We start from the raw sequence: 15,970 nt of genomic DNA, 5'->3' as shown, positions 1-15,970 counted from the left end.
GGTCACGAAAGCCGCCAGGACACTGTCACAGATTTCTGAACAACCGTGAGTGCAGAGAACTCATGTTGAGTGCACCTCGCGTCGCCGGCGACCCGACTTGGGTTGCCCTTGAGGGGGATGGAGATCCGCTTCGGCGAGGATGGCGAGATCCTGGTGCGCTTGCCCGGCGTGCTGCGCGGCTACTGGCGCCAGCCGGTCCTCACCGCCGAGGTTCTGCATGACGCTTGGCTCCGCACCGGCGACCTCGGCGAGCTGCGGGACGGGTGCCTAGTCGTCACTGGCCGGATCGAGGAACTCATCGTCCTGTCGAACGGCGAGAAGGTCTCGCCCGAGATCGTCGAGGGGGCGATCACGCGCGATCCACTCTTCCGGCAGGCGATGGTGGTGGGGGACGGCCAGCCGCGCCTGTCGGCCCTGGCGGTGGTCGATCCGGTGGAACTCGCGCATCTCGCGCGCGGCCTCGGCCTCGATCCGTCCGCAACCGGCCTCCTCAAGCGCCCGGAGGTCCGGCGGGCCGCCCTCGTCCGGATCGCCCGGGCGCTCGGCGACCATCCGCGTGCGGTGCGCGTGCAAGCCTTGCGCCTTCTTCCGGAGCCATGGACCATTGAGGACGGCCTAGTCACGCCGACGCGCAAGCTGCGCCGCGCCGTCCTGCGCGAGCGGTTCGCCGCCGCGCTCGCGGCCGTGCGCGACGAGACGGCGGCGCCGGAGCGTAGCCTCAGCGCGTCGCCCGCTGGCCCGCCTTGAGGCTGAGGATGTAGTCGATGATGGCGTCGCGCTCGTCCCGCTCCAGCCGCAGGCTCGGCATCCGCTGGTGATGGCTCTGCAGGAAGACGCTGAGGGCGAGCCCCGTCGTTGAGGGCATGTTGGCGATGCCGACGAAGGGGGGGGCCGATGAACCCGCCCGCCTCCTGCTCGCGACCGACCACGTGGCACCGGCTGCAGAGCTGTACGGCGAGGGCCCGGCCGCGGGCGGCATCGGTGGCAGACGCGGCCTGAACGGCAGCACCGGTGAGCAAGGCGGCGAGAAGGGTCGCCCGGAGGGCGGCAGATGGGCGGGTGCTCATGGTGCCCTCGCGAATCGAAGACGTGCCGCGGCGGATCCCGCTGCCATCGCCCCGAGGACGACGTGCAGCCAGGTCGCAGTGTCACGGGCCGCGAAGCCGAAGAGCCAGGGCGCCATGGCCGTGCCGACACCCAGGATCACGACCTCCCGCTCGACCGCTGGGCGCATGCGGGCCGGGTCGAGCCCCGATAGCAAGAGGATCATCAGGCCCGGCGGTAGAGCGCAGGCCGCCGCAGCGGCATTCTCGGTGATGATCAGGACCCACGCGGCGACGAGCAGCGCGGTGCCGGCCGCGTGCTGAACGGCGGCGAGGAGGATCTCGTCCGTCCGGGGAGGCCAGCGGGGTTCGTGGTGGGATCGGTGCATCGGATGGCTCCATCCGGCGTCGGCCGCCGCTCGGCTAAGCATCATCTCGTCGGTCTCATTCGACTGGTGCCGAAGTGGTCACCGGTTTGGCGGCAAAAATGATGCAAAAAGAAAAAGCTAAGCATAGTTGCTCCGAGCAGCTCTGCTTACCCGTGCAGCTCTGCTTAGCGGCGTCGAGGTCCGAGGATACCGGTCCTGGCCCGGACGCGGATGATCTGGATCAACGCGGTCCGCGCCGGCGGCGGCCTGCTGGCTTGGTGATGTCGAGCCGCCGCAAAAGCGGGACCGCGCTTCTCGGCCGTACTTCTCGACCGTGGCGGCCGGCGTCACCGGCAGGCCGGTCTCGAGGCTGGAGGACGGCCGGCCCGCCGCCTTCTCGTCGCTCAAGCTGCAGCAGCGGCGGCCCGCCACGTGCGGACGACCGCCTTTCGCAGCTCCTCGAGGATCAGCACGATGCTCGCGACGCCGGCACAGAACAGCCAGTCGCCGAGGCTCAGGCTCACCGTCATGAAGCCTTGCTGAAGAATGGGCGTGTACACGACGGCGGCCTGGAGCAGGAGCGACACGCCGATCGCGGCCCAGAGCCAGCGGTTCCGAAACAGCCCGTCGCGCGCGCTCACCTCTCCGGAACGGGCGTTGAGGACGTTGAAGAGCTGGCACAGGACGAGGGTCGTGAAGGTCATCGTCCGGGCGTAGGCCGGACTGCCGGTGCCCTCCACGAGCCCGCCGGGCAGGCAGGAATCGAGCACGAACAGGCTGCAGGACGCAGTCACGAGGCCGACGAAGGCGATGCTCCATCCCATCGCGCCGGTCAGCACGCCCTCGCCCCGTGGGCGCGGAGCTTGGGCCATCGCGGCCGGATCCGCCGGATCGACCGCGAGGGCAAGCGCCGGCGCGCCGTCGGTGACGAAGTTGATCCACAGGATCTGGGTCGCGAGGAGCGGCAGCACCACCTCGCCGGGGCTCGGCGCCAGCCCAAGCACTGGGGCCAGCACGATGCCGAGGGCCATCACCATGACCTCGCCGAGATTCGACGACAGCAGGTAGCGCAGCACCTTGCGGATGTTGGAAAAGATCGCCCGGCCTTCCTCGACCGCCGCCACGATGGTGGCGAAGTTGTCGTCGGAAAGCACGATGTCGGCCGCCTCGCGGGACACGTCCGTACCGGTCACGCCCATGGCGATGCCGATCTCCGCGGCCTTCAGGGCGGGCGCATCGTTCACGCCGTCGCCGGTCATCGCGACGACAAGGCCGTTGCGCTGGAGCCCCCGCACGATCCGCAGCTTGTGCGCGGGCGCGACGCGGGCAAAGACCGAGACGCGGCGCACGGCCTCGTCCAGCTCCTCCGGCGCCAGCGCGTCGATCCGGTCCCCTGTGAGGACGGCGCCGTCGGCGGCGATGCCGAGTTCGGCCGCGACCGCCGCGGCGGTGTTCGGATGATCGCCCGTGATCATGACGGACCGGATACCGGCGGCCCTGGCGCGGGCCACCGCCTCGCGCGCCTCCGAGCGGGGCGGATCGCGCATGCCGATCAGGCCGAGGAAGACGAGGTCCTGCTCGACGCCGTCCTCCGGAGCGATGCGGCTCCCCTCCGGCATCCGCCGGTGGGCGACGCCCAGCATCCGCAGGCCGCTCCCGGCGAGGCCCGCATTCGCCGCGACGATCGCCTCGCGGCGCTCCGGCGTGAGCGGGCGTTCCTGATCGCCGACGCGCTCGCGCGTGCAGCGCGCCAGGACGACGTCGGGTGCGCCCTTCAGGGCGACGAGCAGCCCATCCCGGCCCGCCTCGCGGCAGACGGCGCTCATCCGCCGACGCTCGGACGAGAACGGGATCTCGTCGAGGCGGACGAAGCGGCCGAGCGCGGCGTCGAGACCGGTGGTCCGGGCGGCGATGAGCAGGGCGCCCTCGGTTGGGTCGCCGTGGATGATCGGGTGGTCCTCGTGCTCCTGCAGGGCGGCGTCGTTGGCGAGCGCGCCCGCGAGGAGCGCCGCCTCCGCCTCGCCGCTGAGTCGTATGTCGTGGTCCTGCCCGTTCAACGCGCCGTCGAGCAGGCAGCGGCCGCTCGCCGTCACGACGACTCGGACCGTCATCGCATTGCGGGTGAGGGTGCCGGTCTTATCGGAGGCGATCACGTCGGCCGAGCCCAGCGTCTCGACGGCGGCGAGCCGGCGCACGATCGCGTGCCGGCGGGCCATGCGCAGCACGCCCAGCGACAGCGCCGCGGTGACGATCGCCGGCAATCCCTCCGGCACCGCCGCGACGGCGAGCGCCACCGCGACGATCAGAGTGTCGAGGAGGGCCGGGAGGGTGCAAATCTCCTCGACGAGGACGATGGTCGCCGCCAGCGCCGCGGCGATGACCAGGACCGCGAGGCCGAGGCGCCGGCCGAGCCGGGCGAGCGCGGCCTGGAGCGGCGTGGTCTCCTCCGGAGTCTCCTCCAGCATCCCGGCGATGCGGCCGAGCTCGGTCCGCATCCCGGTCGCCGTCACGATGCCGACGCCCCGCCCGCTGACGATGGCGGTGCCGCTGAACACCATGTTGCGCCGGCTGCCCAGGCTCGCCTCGCCGGCGAGGAGGGCGGCATCCTTCGCGACCGGAACGCTCTCACCCGTCAGGGTGGCCTCGCCAGCCCGCAGGGCGCTCGCTTCGATCAACCGCGCATCGGCGGGAATCGCGTCGCCCTCCTCGATTCGGATCACGTCGCCCGGCACCAGCTCCGTCGCCGGGATCTCCCGGCGGATGCCGTCGCGGACGACCCGCGCCCGCGCGGCCGACATCCGCCGCAGGGCCGCGACGGCCCGCTCGGCCCGCGCCTCCTGGATGAAGCCCATCGCGGCGTTGAGAACCACGATGGCCAGGATGGCGAGGGCTTCGAAAGGCGGGCCGGCACTCCCGTCCGCCACCGCCTCCCGGAGCCACAACCCGGCCGAGATGGCCGCCGCGGCGACGAGCAGCAGGACCAGCGGGTCGGCGAACTGCGCCAGCAGCCGGCGCCAGGCCAGGACGGGCGGCCGGACCCGTAGCGCGTTCGGGCCCCAGAGCCCGGCCCGGGCGCGCGCCTCGTCCCGGCTCAAGCCGGAGACGGCATCGACGCCGAGGGCGGCCGCCACCGCGCCGGGGGGCAGGCGCTCGATCTCGCGCCCAGTCTCGCGATCCGCCGCGTCCGCACCGTCGCCGGACCCGATTTGGCCCGATGGTATCCGGACCATCATCGTCGGCTCGCCCACCGGCCCCTCCCTCATCCGGCCGCGATCCGTCGCACCCGACCCAACCCGACGACCGATCGGCCGGAGCGTCGTTGATCCAGCGCAACGTGCCCATGGGGCCGGCTGCCACATTCCCCCTGTGTCGGACACGAGCGGGGCGGCCATGATCGAGAACCTGCGCACCATCCTGATCGCCCTGACCGAGCGCCTGGGCGACGAGACCCCGTCGAGCGCGCTTGCCTACGGCCTGTCCCTGGCGGAGCGCGCGCAGGCCCGGGTGACCGTCCAGGCGGTCTCGGTCCGGCTGGTCCTGCCGCATGCCTGGATCAGCCGCTTCGTCGGCATGGTCGTCGCCGCCGAGAACCGGCGGCTGCGGGAGCTGGCCGAGGAGGCGGCCGAACAGGCCCGGGGCGACGCGGAGGCCGCTGGCATCCTGTGCACGGCGCAGGCCGAGCACCTGTCCTACGACCGCCTGCTCGCGCGCTTCTCCGGCCAAGCCCGGCTGCACGACCTCGCGGTGATCGACGCCGAGCCGCGGATGCTGACGGGAGATCGCGGCCTGATCGAGACCCTGCTTTTTGAGAGCGGCCGCCCGCTGATCGTCGTCCCGCCGGGCTGCGGGACGGTCGCGACACGCCGCATCCTCGTCGCCTGGGACGGCAGCGCCCAGGCGGCCCGCGCCCTGCACGAAGCCCTGCCGTTCCTCCGGCAGGCCGAGCGAGTCGAGATCGTCGTGGTGACCGGCGAGAAGGATCTTTCGCACGCGGTCCCGGGGGCCGAGGTGGCGCCGGGCCTCGCGCATCACGGCGTCGCCGTGACCGTCACCGACCTGCCGGCCCGGGACGGGGACGTCGCCGGTGCCCTGCGCCGCCACGCGGCGGCGATGGAGGCCGACATGATCGTGATGGGCGCCTTCGTCCACTCGCTCCTGCGCGAGACGGTGCTCGGCGGGGTGACGCAGGAGATGCTGCGCGCCTGCCCGGTCCCGCTGCTGATGGCGCATTGACCCCGCAACCGGTCCCCCCTTGAGGCGGATCAAGGCGCGGCGCCGGGACAACTGCACTCTGCCCGCGCCGGCCACGGAGGGCCGGGGGGAGCCGGCGATGGTGGACGACCTGCAATCACCACGACGAGAGCGGAAGACTGCGCCGGTCATCTCCGAGTGCCGTTCTCCCGCAGCGCACTGCCCCTCATCCTTACATGATCACGGGCCGGTGTTCTGGACCCTTGCGCCGGAGGCTTTGCGCGCACGCCTCGCCTGCGGGCCGGACGGCCTGACCGCCTCGGAGGCGGAGCGTCGCCTCGCCCGCCATGGGCCGAACCGTGACGCGACGGCTCGGGTCGACGGCGCGGCGCGGGCGGTCCTGCGCCGGTCGAGCGAGCCCCTGGCCCTCATCCTGATCGCCGCCGGCCTCGTCACGATCCTCACCGGCGACTGGGCCGGCGGGGCGGTCATCATCGCGATCCTGACGCTCTCGATCGGCCTCGACACGATCCAGGAAGGCCAGGCCCTGCGCGCGGCGGAAGCCCTGCGCCAAAGCGTGGCGCTCAAGGCGGAGGCCCGGCGCGACGGCGCCTTCCGGGTCGTTCCCGTCGAGGACCTCGTCCCCGGCGACGTGATCCGGGTGCGGGCGGGCGACCTCGTGCCGGCCGACGCCCTGGTGCTCGCGAGCGTCGGCTTTGCCGCGGCGGAGGCCGCGCTCACCGGCGAGCCCTACCCGGTCGAGAAGCGCCCCGGCCTCGGCGCGTCGACGAGCCCGGCCGAGGCGACGAACGCTCTGTTTCGCGGTGCCGTGGCGCAAAGCGGCGAGGCGATCGCCCTAGTGGCCGCCACTGGTCGCGACACAGTGTTCGGCGCGGCGGCCGCGTCGCTGGCGGAGGAGGCAGGGCCGTCGCCGTTCCAGCGCGATTTGCGCGACCTCGGCCTCCTGATCGCCCGCCTGACCCTCGTTCTGGTCCTCGGTATCCTCGTCGTGCGGGTGGCGTTCGGGCGCCCGGTCGTCGAGTCCCTGCTCTTCGCGGTGGCGCTGGCGGTCGGTCTTACCCCCGAGTTGCTGCCTATGATCACCACCGTGACCCTCGCCCGGGGGGCCCTCAGGATGGCGCGCCGCAAGGTCATCGTGAAGCGCCTCGCCGCCATTCACGATCTCGGCGAGATGACGGTCTTGTGCACCGACAAGACCGGTACCCTGACCTCGGCGGAGATCACCCTCGCGCGGAGCCTCGACCCGGCGGGCGTCGCCACGCCGCGGCCGGCCCGCCTCGGCGCCGTGGCGGCGGCGCTCGGCGGCGACAGGGGACCGCTCGACGCGGCCTTGGTGGGGGCAAGTCCCGAGGCGGCGATGGGCTGGCGGCTCGTCCGCCAGCGTCCCTTCGACTATGCCCAGCGCACCGGCTCGGTCCTGACGGACGGGCCGGAGGGGCTGACGCTGATCATCAAGGGCGCGCCCGAGGCCGTCTTGGCCCGCTGTACCGCCTTTCGGAACGGGACGGAAGCCTCCAGCCTGGGTGCCTCGGAGCGCGAGGCGGCCCTGGCGCATGTCCGGGCTCTCGCCGGGGAGGGCTTTCGCGGCATCGCCGTGGCGTCGCGGCCGGCCCTGGGATCGGCCGAGGCCCGCGAGGCGGATCTCGTCTTCGAGGGGCTCTGCGCCTTTGCCGACCCACCCAAGCCCGGCGCGGCGGCGGCGCTCGCCGCGCTCACGGATGCGGGCGTACGGGTCAAGATCCTGTCGGGCGACGATCCAGTCGTGGTGCGGCACCTCGCCGGGCTCGTCGGGCTCGAGCGCGGTGAGGTCCTGACGGGGCCGGAGGTCGCCGCCATGAACGACGAGGCGCTGGCCGCGCAGGTCCGGCGGGTCGACGCCTATGGGCGGCTCAGCCCCGACCAGAAGGTCCGCGTCGTCAAGGCGCTCCAGGGGGGCGGCGAGGTGGTTGGGTTCCTGGGCGACGGGATCAACGATGCCCCGGCCTGCGGCACGCCGACGTGAGCCTGTCGGTGGCCGGCGCGAGTGGTGTCGCGCAGGCGGCCGCCGACATGATCCTCCTCGCCCCGGACCTCGCGGTCGCGGCAGCTGGCGTCGCCGAGGGGCGACGGACCTCGGCCAACATCCTCAAGTACATCCGCATGGGGGCGAGCTCGAATTTCGGCAACATGCTGTCGATGGCGCTCGCGGCCGCGGTGCTGCCGTTCCTCCCGATGCTGCCGATGCAAATCCTGCTCAACAACCTGCTCTACGATCTCTCGGAGCTGGGGATCCCGTTCGACCGCGTGCGGCCGGAGGCGATCGCGCATCCTCAGGCCTGGGACCGACAGGCGCTTCTGCGCTTTGCCGCCGTGATGGGGCCGCTCTCCTCGGTGTTCGATCTCCTCACCTTCGGCGTGCTGCTCCTCGGGTTCGGGGCGGGGCCGGAGGTCTTCCGCACCGCCTGGTTCCTGGAATCGATGGCGACGCAGATCCTGGTGATCGTTGTCATCCGCACGGCGGCGCGACCGTGGCGCGACCGGCCGGGCCCCGCGCTCGCAATCTCCTCGCTGGCGGCGCTGGCGGTGGCGCTGGCGCTGCCGTTCACACCCCTCGGTGGCTGGCTCGGCTTCGCGGCGCCGGCGCCCGCGATCCTGATCGCCGTCGCGGGGATCACGGTTCTCTACCTCGCGGCGGCCGAGGCGGTGAAGCCTTGGGCCATGAAAACTCGGGCCATGAAGACGGGGGCTATGGCGTCCCGAGAGACGGGCGAGCGGCACCGGCCGCTCGCGACGCCGCAGGGCCGCCCGTTCCGAGCGGATACGGAGGGATGGCGGCGGTGAGCACGCACACCTGCAACGTGATTGAGCCTCCCGGCGAGCCCGATTCCGAGACCCGTGCCTTCCTGGTCCAGCTCGTGGCCGGGGAGGGGCCTGTCGAGCGGATCGATACCCACGTCTCAACGATCCTGCTGAGCGGCAACCGGGTGCTGAAGCTCAAGCGGGCGGTGCGCCTGCCCTATCTCGACTTCTCGACCCCCGAGCGCCGGCTCGCCGCCTGCGCGGCCGAACTCGCCATCAACCGTCGCATGGCGCCCGGCCTTTATCGCGGCGTGCACCGGATCACCCGCACGCCGGAGGGCGGCCTCGTCCTCGATGGGGACGGTCCCCTCCTCGATGCCGTAGTGGAGATGCGGCGCTTCCCCGCCGAGAACCTGTTTGACTGCATGGTCCGCGACGGGCGCCTCACACCGGCGCTGATGGCCGAACTCGCCCGGTGTCTCGCGGCATTCCATGCCCGGGCGCCGGTGAGCCGCCGGGAAGGCGGACCGGCGGCGATGGCCGACCTCGTCGCCCTCAACGACCGCAGCCTGCGAGCATGCGGCCTTGTCCGCGACCGGGAGGTGGACGCGCTGACGGACACGTTCCGGGCACGGCTCGCCCGCCACGCCGACCGGCTCGACGCGCGGCGCCGGGAGGGGAGGGTCCGGCGCTGCCACGGCGATCTGAACTTGCGCAACATCTGCCTGTTCGAGGGCGTCCCGACGCCGTTCGATGCCCTCGAATTCGACGAGCGCCTGGCGACGATCGACGTTCTCTACGACCTCGCCTTCGTGCTGATGGACCTGTGGCACCGCGGCCGGCCCGATCTCGCGAACCTGCTGTTCAACCGCTACCTCGACGAGACCGGCGAGGCACCCGATGCCGGGCTGATGCCGTTCCTGATGGCTCTCCGGGCCGTGATCCGTGCCCATGTGACGGCCAGCCAAATCACGGCGAGCCGGTCCACCGGCACCGCCGAGCCGGCGTTCCGCGCCGAGGCGCAGGCCTACCTCGCCATCGCGCACGACCTGCTCGTCGAGCGGCCTGCCTGCCTGGTGGCGATCGGGGGCCTGAGCGGGTCCGGCAAGTCGACGCTGGCGGCCGCCCTGGCGCACCGGATCGGCGCGAGCCCGGGCGCCCGGATCGTCGGCAGCGACCGTACGCGCAAGCGCCTGCACGGGGTTTTTCCCCTGACGCGCCTGCCGCCAGGCGCCTACGCGGCCGCCGTCTCGGAGCGGGTCTACGCGGCGATGCGGGACGAAGCCACCCAGGTCCTGGCGAGCGGAGCGTCCGTGCTGCTCGACGCGGTGTTCGCCCGCCCGGCCGAGCGGGAGGCCGTCGAGCGCCTCGCGGCCGCGTGCGGCGTGACGTTCGAGGGATTCTGGCTGGAGGCACCGCTCGCCACCCTCACCGAGCGTGTGGTCGCCCGGCGGGGCGACCCGTCCGATGCCACGCCCGCCGTCCTGGCCGTCCAGGCGCGGCGGGATTGCGGGACGATCACCTGGCACCGGCTCGATGCGGGGCTCGCGCCGGAGGCGCTGGCGTGGGAGGCGCTGGGGGTCGGAACCGCGGACGGCACGGCCGGAGAGGGGAGACCCGCGACGAGCGCGATCCGCGCATCGGCATAGACGAGGCCCGACCGGCCTGTCGCTCGATCAGCCGGAGCCGGTGGACGTCGCAAGCCTCCGCCTATGCGAGATGGAGAGGAACTTTATTCTCGTCTCGATTTTGAATTGATCCTGATCAATGCTTGTATAAATTCAAAGACAATTCTCTGCATCGACGATCAAATGATCATGCCTGGGGCGGGCGAGCCGTCGTCTGCAAGGTGCATAGATGCCACCTGCCGGAAGCGACCCGTTCACACCGGACGTTCCGTCGCCGAAGCTGCGCTACACGCTCGTCATTCTCAGCAAAGCCGGCAATCTGCTCGATATGCAAACGATATTTGCGGAGAGTGACGAAGAGGCGATCATTATGAGCAAGATGATAGCCGGAGGGAAAGCCTTCGAGCTTTGGTTGGACTACCGGCGCATCACGTATTTCACGGGCACGACGCATTGAACGTGGATGCCGGAGAGGCGGGACGCAATCAGGGTTCGACGCGCAAGCCGCTCCACAACGATCGCCGCATCATCACGCGAGGGTCTGCCATTGCGCATCCGCCGGATATCGGCGGTGGCCCGTGATACCCAGGCCGAGCATGTTCGAATCCAGGCCGATCGGGACGATCCTGGCCTCAGCCCCGGCTGGTGGCCTCGGCGAAGCAGTGCACCACGGCCCGGGCGATTGGCAACTCTTCGTTCGCCGGCACGACGTAGACCGCGACCCGCGATCCGGCCCTGCTGATGCACCGCTCGCCGCCCGCGTTGCGGGCCGGATCGAGCGCGACGCCGAACGCTGCGAGATTGGACGCGATCGTCGCCCGCATCCGCGGCGCGTTCTCGCCGATGCCCGCGGTGAACACCAGGGCGTCGAGCCCGCCGAGCGCGGCCACCAGGGAGCCGGCCTCCCGCACCGCCCGGTAGGCAAAGAGGTCCAGGGCCTCCGCCGCCCGCGGATCGTCGGAGTCCTGCAGCACCCGCATGTCGTCGCTGATCCCCGAGACCCCGAGCAGCCCCGAGCGAGCGTTGAGAAGATCCGCCACGGCGCCGGGCGACAGGCCCCGCTCGCCGATCAGGTGGAGCACGAGGCCGGGATCGACCGAACCCGAGCGGGTGCCCATCATCAACCCGTCGAGGGCCGTCAGGCCCATCGTCGAGGCGATGCTACGCCGGTTGCGCAGGGCGCAGAGGCTGGCGCCGTGACCGAGATGCGCGACGATCACCCGGCCCTCCGCCCGCGGCCCCGCCACCTCGGGCAGGACCGTGGCGATATGCTCGTAGGACAGGCCGTGGAAGCCGTAGCGCAGAAGCCCCTCGTCCGAGAGCGCCCGCGGGATCGGGAAGAGCTGGGCGAGGCGCGGCTGGCCGCGGTGGAAGGCGGTATCGAAGCAGGCGATCTGGGGCAGGCCGGGCCAGACCTCCGCCACCGCCCGGAGTCCCGCGAGATTGAGGGGCTGGTGCGCCGGGGCGAGCGGCACCAGCCGGTCGAGGCGGGCGAGAACCGCGTCGTCGATCCGCACCGGCGCCGAGAAGTCCCGTCCGCCATGCACGACCCGGTGCCCCGCCGCCCGCACGGCGAGGCCCGGCACGCGCCGGAGCGCGTCGAGGAGCCAGGCGACGGCGCCGGCATGGTCGCAGTCCGGCGGTGCGCCGGTGAGCGCCAGGGGGCCTGAGATCTCGAGCCGGGCGGCGGCGCCGAGACCTGACACCCCGCCGCGGCACAGGAGAGCGAGCGACTCCGCTTCGTAGAGGGCGAATTTCAGGCTCGATGAGCCCGCGTTGATCGCCAGGATCGCGTCGGTCGCGCTCGCGTCGGTCATGCGGCAGCCTCCGTCGGCTGGGTATCCGGACACGGAGCCGCACCCGGTGAGGCTGTACTGTCTCCATGCACGAAGAGCTGGGCGAGGGCGCAGGAGGCGGCGCGGATCTCGGCACCGTCGGCCCGGCTCGTCAGGACGATCGGGACGCGTGCCCCGAGGATGAGGCCGGCGGCTTCCGCGCCGGCGAGATGGATCAGCTGCTTGGCCAGCATGTTGCTGGAGACGAGGTCTGGTGCGACCAGGATGTCGGCATCCCCCGCCACCGCTCCGCCGAGCCCCTTATCAAGAAGCCCCTTGGCTCGCGCGGCCTCTCGCGAGACCGCGGTGTCGAAGGCGAGCGGGCCGTCGATGCGGCCGCCGGTGATCTGGCCGCGCTCGGCCATCTTGCACAGGGCGGCCGCGTCGAGGGTGGAACCGAGCTTCGTCGCCACCGTCTCGACCGCCGAGAGGATCGCCGCCTTCGGCTCGGCGATCCCGAGCGTCCGGCAGAGGTCGATGGCGTTCTGGACGATGTCGCGCTTCTCCTCCAGCGTCGGCGCGATGTTCACCGCCGCGTCGGTGAGAAACAGGGGCTTGCGGTAATGCGGCACGTCGAGGGCGTAGACGTGGCTCATCCGCCGTTCCGTGCGCAGGCCCGTCGCCTTGGCAAGCGCGGCCGACAGGATCTCGTCGGTATGGAGCGCGCCCTTCATCAGGGCCGCCACCGCACCCATTCGGGCAAGCGTCACCGCCTGCTCGGCCGCGGCGTGGCTATGGGGGGCGTCGACGATGGCGACGCCGTCGAGGGACTCGCCTGCGGCCATCGCCGCCGCGACGATCTTCGCCTGCGGTCCGATCAGCACCGGCACGATCAGGCCGGCGCGGGCGGCGGCGAGTGCGCCGGAGAGGGATAGCGCGTCGCAGGGGTGAACCACCGCCGTGCGGATCGGCGTCAGGACACTGGCCGCCTCGACCAGCTTTCGCCAGGCGGCGCCGCGCTCGTGCAGATGGATCTCCGGCAGGAGTACCCGGGGGCGGCGCACCTTCTCGGTCGGGGCCAGCACCTCGGCCTGCCCAGTGATGACCGGCTCTCCGGCAGCATCGAGGCAGGCGCAGTCCATAATGAGGCGCGCGCGATCCTCATGCTTCTCGCGGACCGTGACCCGCGCGGTGATCGCGTCGCCGATCCGCACCGGGCGCAGGAAGCGCAGCGATTGGGCGAGATAGACCGTGCCTGGTCCCGGCAACTCGGTGCCGAGCACCGCCGAGATCAGCGAGCCGCCCCAGAACCCGTGCGCGATCACCCCGTGGAACCGGTCGGTGGCGGCGTAGTCGCGATCGAGATGGGCCGGGTTCACGTCGCCGGAGGCCGCCGCGAACAGGCTGATGTCCTGCGCCCGCAGAGTGCGGGTGAGGCTCGCCGTGTCGCCGACCCGGATCTCGGCGAAGGTGCGGTTCTCGATGAAGGCAGGGGCCTCAGTCATCCTCACGCCTCCAGGACGTAGGTGCCAGGGGCCGGGCCTAGATCGGCCGGCATCAGGGCTGTCGGGTCCGGTAGGGGAGGAGCGGTCGGTTCGCCGGAGCGGGCGGCGAGCCAGGCGGTCCATTCCGGCCACCACGACCCGTCCGCGGCCCGGGCGAGGCCGGTCCAGACGTCGGGATCGAGATAGTGGTCCCGCGCGGTCCGGGTGTGCACTCGGTAGCGCCGGCCAGGCTCTTCTGGCGCTGCGACGATGCCCGCATTGTGCCCGCCGCTCGCCAGCACGAAGGTGACCTCGGCCTCTGTCAGCAGCGTGAGCTTGAACACCGAGCGCCAAGGCGCGATGTGGTCGCGCTCCGTGCCGACCGCGAAGACAGGAACCCGAATGTCGCCGAGCGCCACCGGCTGCCCGCCGACCCGAAAGCGGCCCTCCGCGAGGTCGTTGTTGAGGAAGAGACGACGCAGGTACTCCGATTGCATCCGCGCCGGCATCCGGGTCGCATCGGCGTTCCAGGCGGCGAGAGCGGTCGTCTCCTCGCGCCGCCCGAGCAGGTAGCTGTTCACCATCCGCGACCAGATCAGGTCGTTCGAGCGCAGGAGCCGGAAGGCCCCGGCCATCTGCCGGGCGTCGAGGGTGCCCGTGCTGCGCATCAGGCTCTCCAGGAAGGTGACCTGACTCTCGTTGACGAACAGGGTGAGCTCGCCCGCCTCGGTGAAGTCGACCTGCCCGGCGAACAGGGTGAGGGAGGACAGCCGTCCGTCGCCGTCCCGGGCCATGGCGGCGGCCGCGATGGCGGCGAGCGTGCCGCCGAGGCAGTAGCCGGCAAGATGGACCCGCCGTCCCGTTAGGACCCCTCCGATGGTATCGAGGGCCTCCATCACGCCGAGCTGACAGTAATCGTCGAACGACAGGTCGTGGTCGTCGAAGCCGGGATTGCGCCAGGAGATCATGAACACCGTGAAGCCCTGGCCGACGAGGTAGCGGACCAGGGAATTCTGCGGCGAGAGATCGAGGATGTAGTACTTGTTGATCCAGGCCGGCACGACCAGGATCGGCTCGGGCCGGACCGCCTCGGTGGCGGGGTCGTATCGGATCAGCTCGATCAGGCGGTTGCGATGGATGACCCGTCCGGGCGTGACGGCGACGTCGCGCCCGACCTTGAAGCCCTCGGGGCCTGCGGGCATCGGCTCGCCCGCGAGCAGCCCGAGCGCATCCTCGATCAGGTTGAGGCTGCCCTGGCTCAAGTTCTCACCGCCGGTGCACAGGGTTTCGGCGAGCACGACCGGATTGGTGAGGGGCGTGTTCGACGGGGCGACCGCATCGAGCATCTGGCGCGCCGTGAACGCCACCATCGCCTCGTGGGCATGGGACACGCCGCGCACGCCGGTGGTCGCGTTGTGCCACCATTGCTGGGTGAGCAGGAAACTCTGCGCGATCAGGCTGAACGGCCAGACCTGCCAGGCCGGGTCGTCGAAGCGGTGGTCCTGCGGCAGGGGCCGGATGCAGGGCTCGGCGCGGCCACCTTGCAGCAGGCTGCGCATCAGGAACCCGGCCAGTTTTTCGCTCTTGCGTGCCGCCTTGGCGACGAGTTCGGCCTGCTTGCCGGGCGAGAAGGCGAGATGGACGGCCCAGTCGCCCCAGGCATCGGCGAGCGCGGCCGGGGAGAGGCCGCCGGTCGCGCGCGCCACGGCCGCGTGCACGGCTTCGTCGATGGCCTCGCTGGTCGCGCTCAAGTCATGGTGATCACCGGGAGAGGAGGATTTTTCGGGTCGCCCGGCCTCCGGGTTCGCGCGCACCAGCCGGAGAGTGGGGGTCTGTGCGGACGGCGCGGCCGGGATCGGCAGGGCGGACGATGCGGGCATGGTCGGGTCTCCAGCGCCGATCCGTCGTAACCGGGCCCGGGCCCACGCCCCTTGATCCAGATCACGCCTGTCCGGCGACCGGACCCAACGTTGCCCGGACGATCAGGTCGTACTTCGTGCGCGTCACGCTCACGTCCCGGAACCAGCTGACGAGGTCGCCCCAGGGGTCGTTCATGTGGGCGAGCCCCGACACGAAGGCGACCACGGTGCCGATCTCCGCCTCGCCCGCCGCGACGGCGTAGCCGCCGACCGCCAGGATGCCGGCGACGCCGAGGTGGTAGGACAGGTTCATCAGGAAGTTCATCGAGAACTTGAAGCCGAAGATGCCCATGTTCAGGCGGAAGACGCCGCCCAGCCGGTCTAGCTCCGCCGGCGTCGGCCCCGGCAGCGCCGCCGGCCGCTCCACCAGCCCGCCGCTGATCCGGCGCAGGAGGCCGACCCGGGCGGCGACGCGGCGGTTGATCGCCCGCTGCATCAGCGGCACGAAGACGGGCTGGGGCGAGAACACCGCGAGCGTCACCAGCGCCATCAGCGGATGGAGGAACGCCAAGTAGGCGAGGGTGGAGACGAGCACGCCGGCCTGCAGCAGCGGCTCCGACAGGCACACCCCGACGAAAGTGCCGACCGGCTCGGCCTCGTCCAGCACCATCGCGATCTCGATCCCCCGCTCCGGGCCGGAGGCGGCGTGGACATCGGCCATGATGGCGGCGCGCAGGCGCCGAACGGCGCGCTCACCGACGAAGCCGCGGCCGAGGTTGAGCGCCAGCTTGAGCCCGCCGAGGCTGGCGGCCGCCAGCACGTA

General features: G+C 71.7%; 11 protein-coding genes and 1 pseudogene. 5 read left to right on the top strand and 7 right to left on the bottom strand.

Features of this window, described 5'->3' with window-relative positions; genetic code table 11:
• Window positions 1-117: 117 nt before the first annotated feature.
• Complete coding sequence (locus VQ03_RS18165; protein WP_048452301.1) at window positions 118-747, top strand: AMP-binding protein; 630 nt, start codon at window positions 118-120, stop codon at window positions 745-747.
• Here VQ03_RS18165 and VQ03_RS34665 read toward each other — a convergent pair.
• The 3 genes from VQ03_RS34665 to VQ03_RS18150 all read right to left on the bottom strand — a co-directional run bounded on the left by VQ03_RS34665 (window position 719) and on the right by VQ03_RS18150 (window position 4,644).
• Window positions 719-865, bottom strand: a complete 147-nt coding sequence (locus VQ03_RS34665) for a hypothetical protein (RefSeq protein ID WP_245292124.1) — start codon at window positions 863-865, stop codon at window positions 719-721. The two genes, VQ03_RS18165 and VQ03_RS34665, sit on opposite strands and share 29 nt — an antisense overlap.
• A gap of 198 nt (window positions 866-1,063) precedes the next feature.
• A complete protein-coding gene (locus VQ03_RS18155; RefSeq protein ID WP_048452323.1) occupies window positions 1,064-1,432 on the bottom strand; it encodes an SPW repeat domain-containing protein in 369 nt (122 codons plus the stop codon).
• A 383-nt stretch (window positions 1,433-1,815) separates the two neighbouring features.
• Complete coding sequence (locus tag VQ03_RS18150; RefSeq protein WP_425350077.1) at window positions 1,816-4,644, bottom strand: cation-translocating P-type ATPase; 2,829 nt, start codon at window positions 4,642-4,644, stop codon at window positions 1,816-1,818.
• 157 nt (window positions 4,645-4,801) lie between these two features.
• Between VQ03_RS18150 and VQ03_RS18145 the strand changes: the two genes are divergently transcribed.
• The 4 genes and pseudogenes from VQ03_RS18145 to VQ03_RS18130 all read left to right on the top strand — a co-directional run bounded on the left by VQ03_RS18145 (window position 4,802) and on the right by VQ03_RS18130 (window position 10,486).
• Window positions 4,802-5,644, top strand: coding sequence for a universal stress protein (locus tag VQ03_RS18145; protein ID WP_048452300.1), 843 nt, complete (start codon window positions 4,802-4,804; stop codon window positions 5,642-5,644).
• Between the two features lie 97 nt (window positions 5,645-5,741).
• Window positions 5,742-8,443 (top strand): annotated as a pseudogene (mgtA, locus tag VQ03_RS18140) (magnesium-translocating P-type ATPase).
• A complete protein-coding gene (locus VQ03_RS18135; RefSeq protein WP_245292122.1) occupies window positions 8,440-10,050 on the top strand; it encodes a bifunctional aminoglycoside phosphotransferase/ATP-binding protein in 1,611 nt (536 codons plus the stop codon). The pseudogene mgtA and the gene VQ03_RS18135 overlap by 4 nt, the downstream one beginning before the upstream one ends.
• Before the next feature lie 208 nt (window positions 10,051-10,258).
• Complete coding sequence (locus VQ03_RS18130) at window positions 10,259-10,486, top strand: hypothetical protein (RefSeq protein WP_048452298.1); 228 nt, start codon at window positions 10,259-10,261, stop codon at window positions 10,484-10,486.
• A gap of 175 nt (window positions 10,487-10,661) precedes the next feature.
• Here the strand turns inward: VQ03_RS18130 and VQ03_RS18125 are convergent, their stop codons facing one another.
• The 4 genes from VQ03_RS18125 to VQ03_RS18110 form a co-directional block, all read right to left on the bottom strand.
• Window positions 10,662-11,846, bottom strand: a complete 1,185-nt coding sequence (locus VQ03_RS18125; protein WP_048452297.1) for an acetate/propionate family kinase — start codon at window positions 11,844-11,846, stop codon at window positions 10,662-10,664.
• Complete coding sequence (locus tag VQ03_RS18120; RefSeq protein WP_048452296.1) at window positions 11,843-13,309, bottom strand: bifunctional enoyl-CoA hydratase/phosphate acetyltransferase; 1,467 nt, start codon at window positions 13,307-13,309, stop codon at window positions 11,843-11,845. Before VQ03_RS18120 ends, VQ03_RS18125 begins: the two co-directional genes overlap by 4 nt.
• A 2-nt stretch (window positions 13,310-13,311) precedes the next feature.
• On the bottom strand, window positions 13,312-15,168 hold the full coding sequence (locus tag VQ03_RS18115) for a PHA/PHB synthase family protein (RefSeq protein ID WP_048452295.1): 1,857 nt from the start codon (window positions 15,166-15,168) through the stop codon (window positions 13,312-13,314).
• Window positions 15,169-15,229: 61 nt separating this feature from the next.
• The coding region (locus VQ03_RS18110; protein WP_048452294.1) for an ABC transporter ATP-binding protein at window positions 15,230-15,970 on the bottom strand (741 nt) is incomplete at its 5' end.

It is taken from the genome of Methylobacterium tarhaniae (assembly GCF_001043955.1).
Classification (GTDB): Bacteria; Pseudomonadota; Alphaproteobacteria; order Rhizobiales; family Beijerinckiaceae; genus Methylobacterium; species Methylobacterium tarhaniae.
This window is presented reverse-complemented; position numbering and strand designations above follow the sequence as displayed.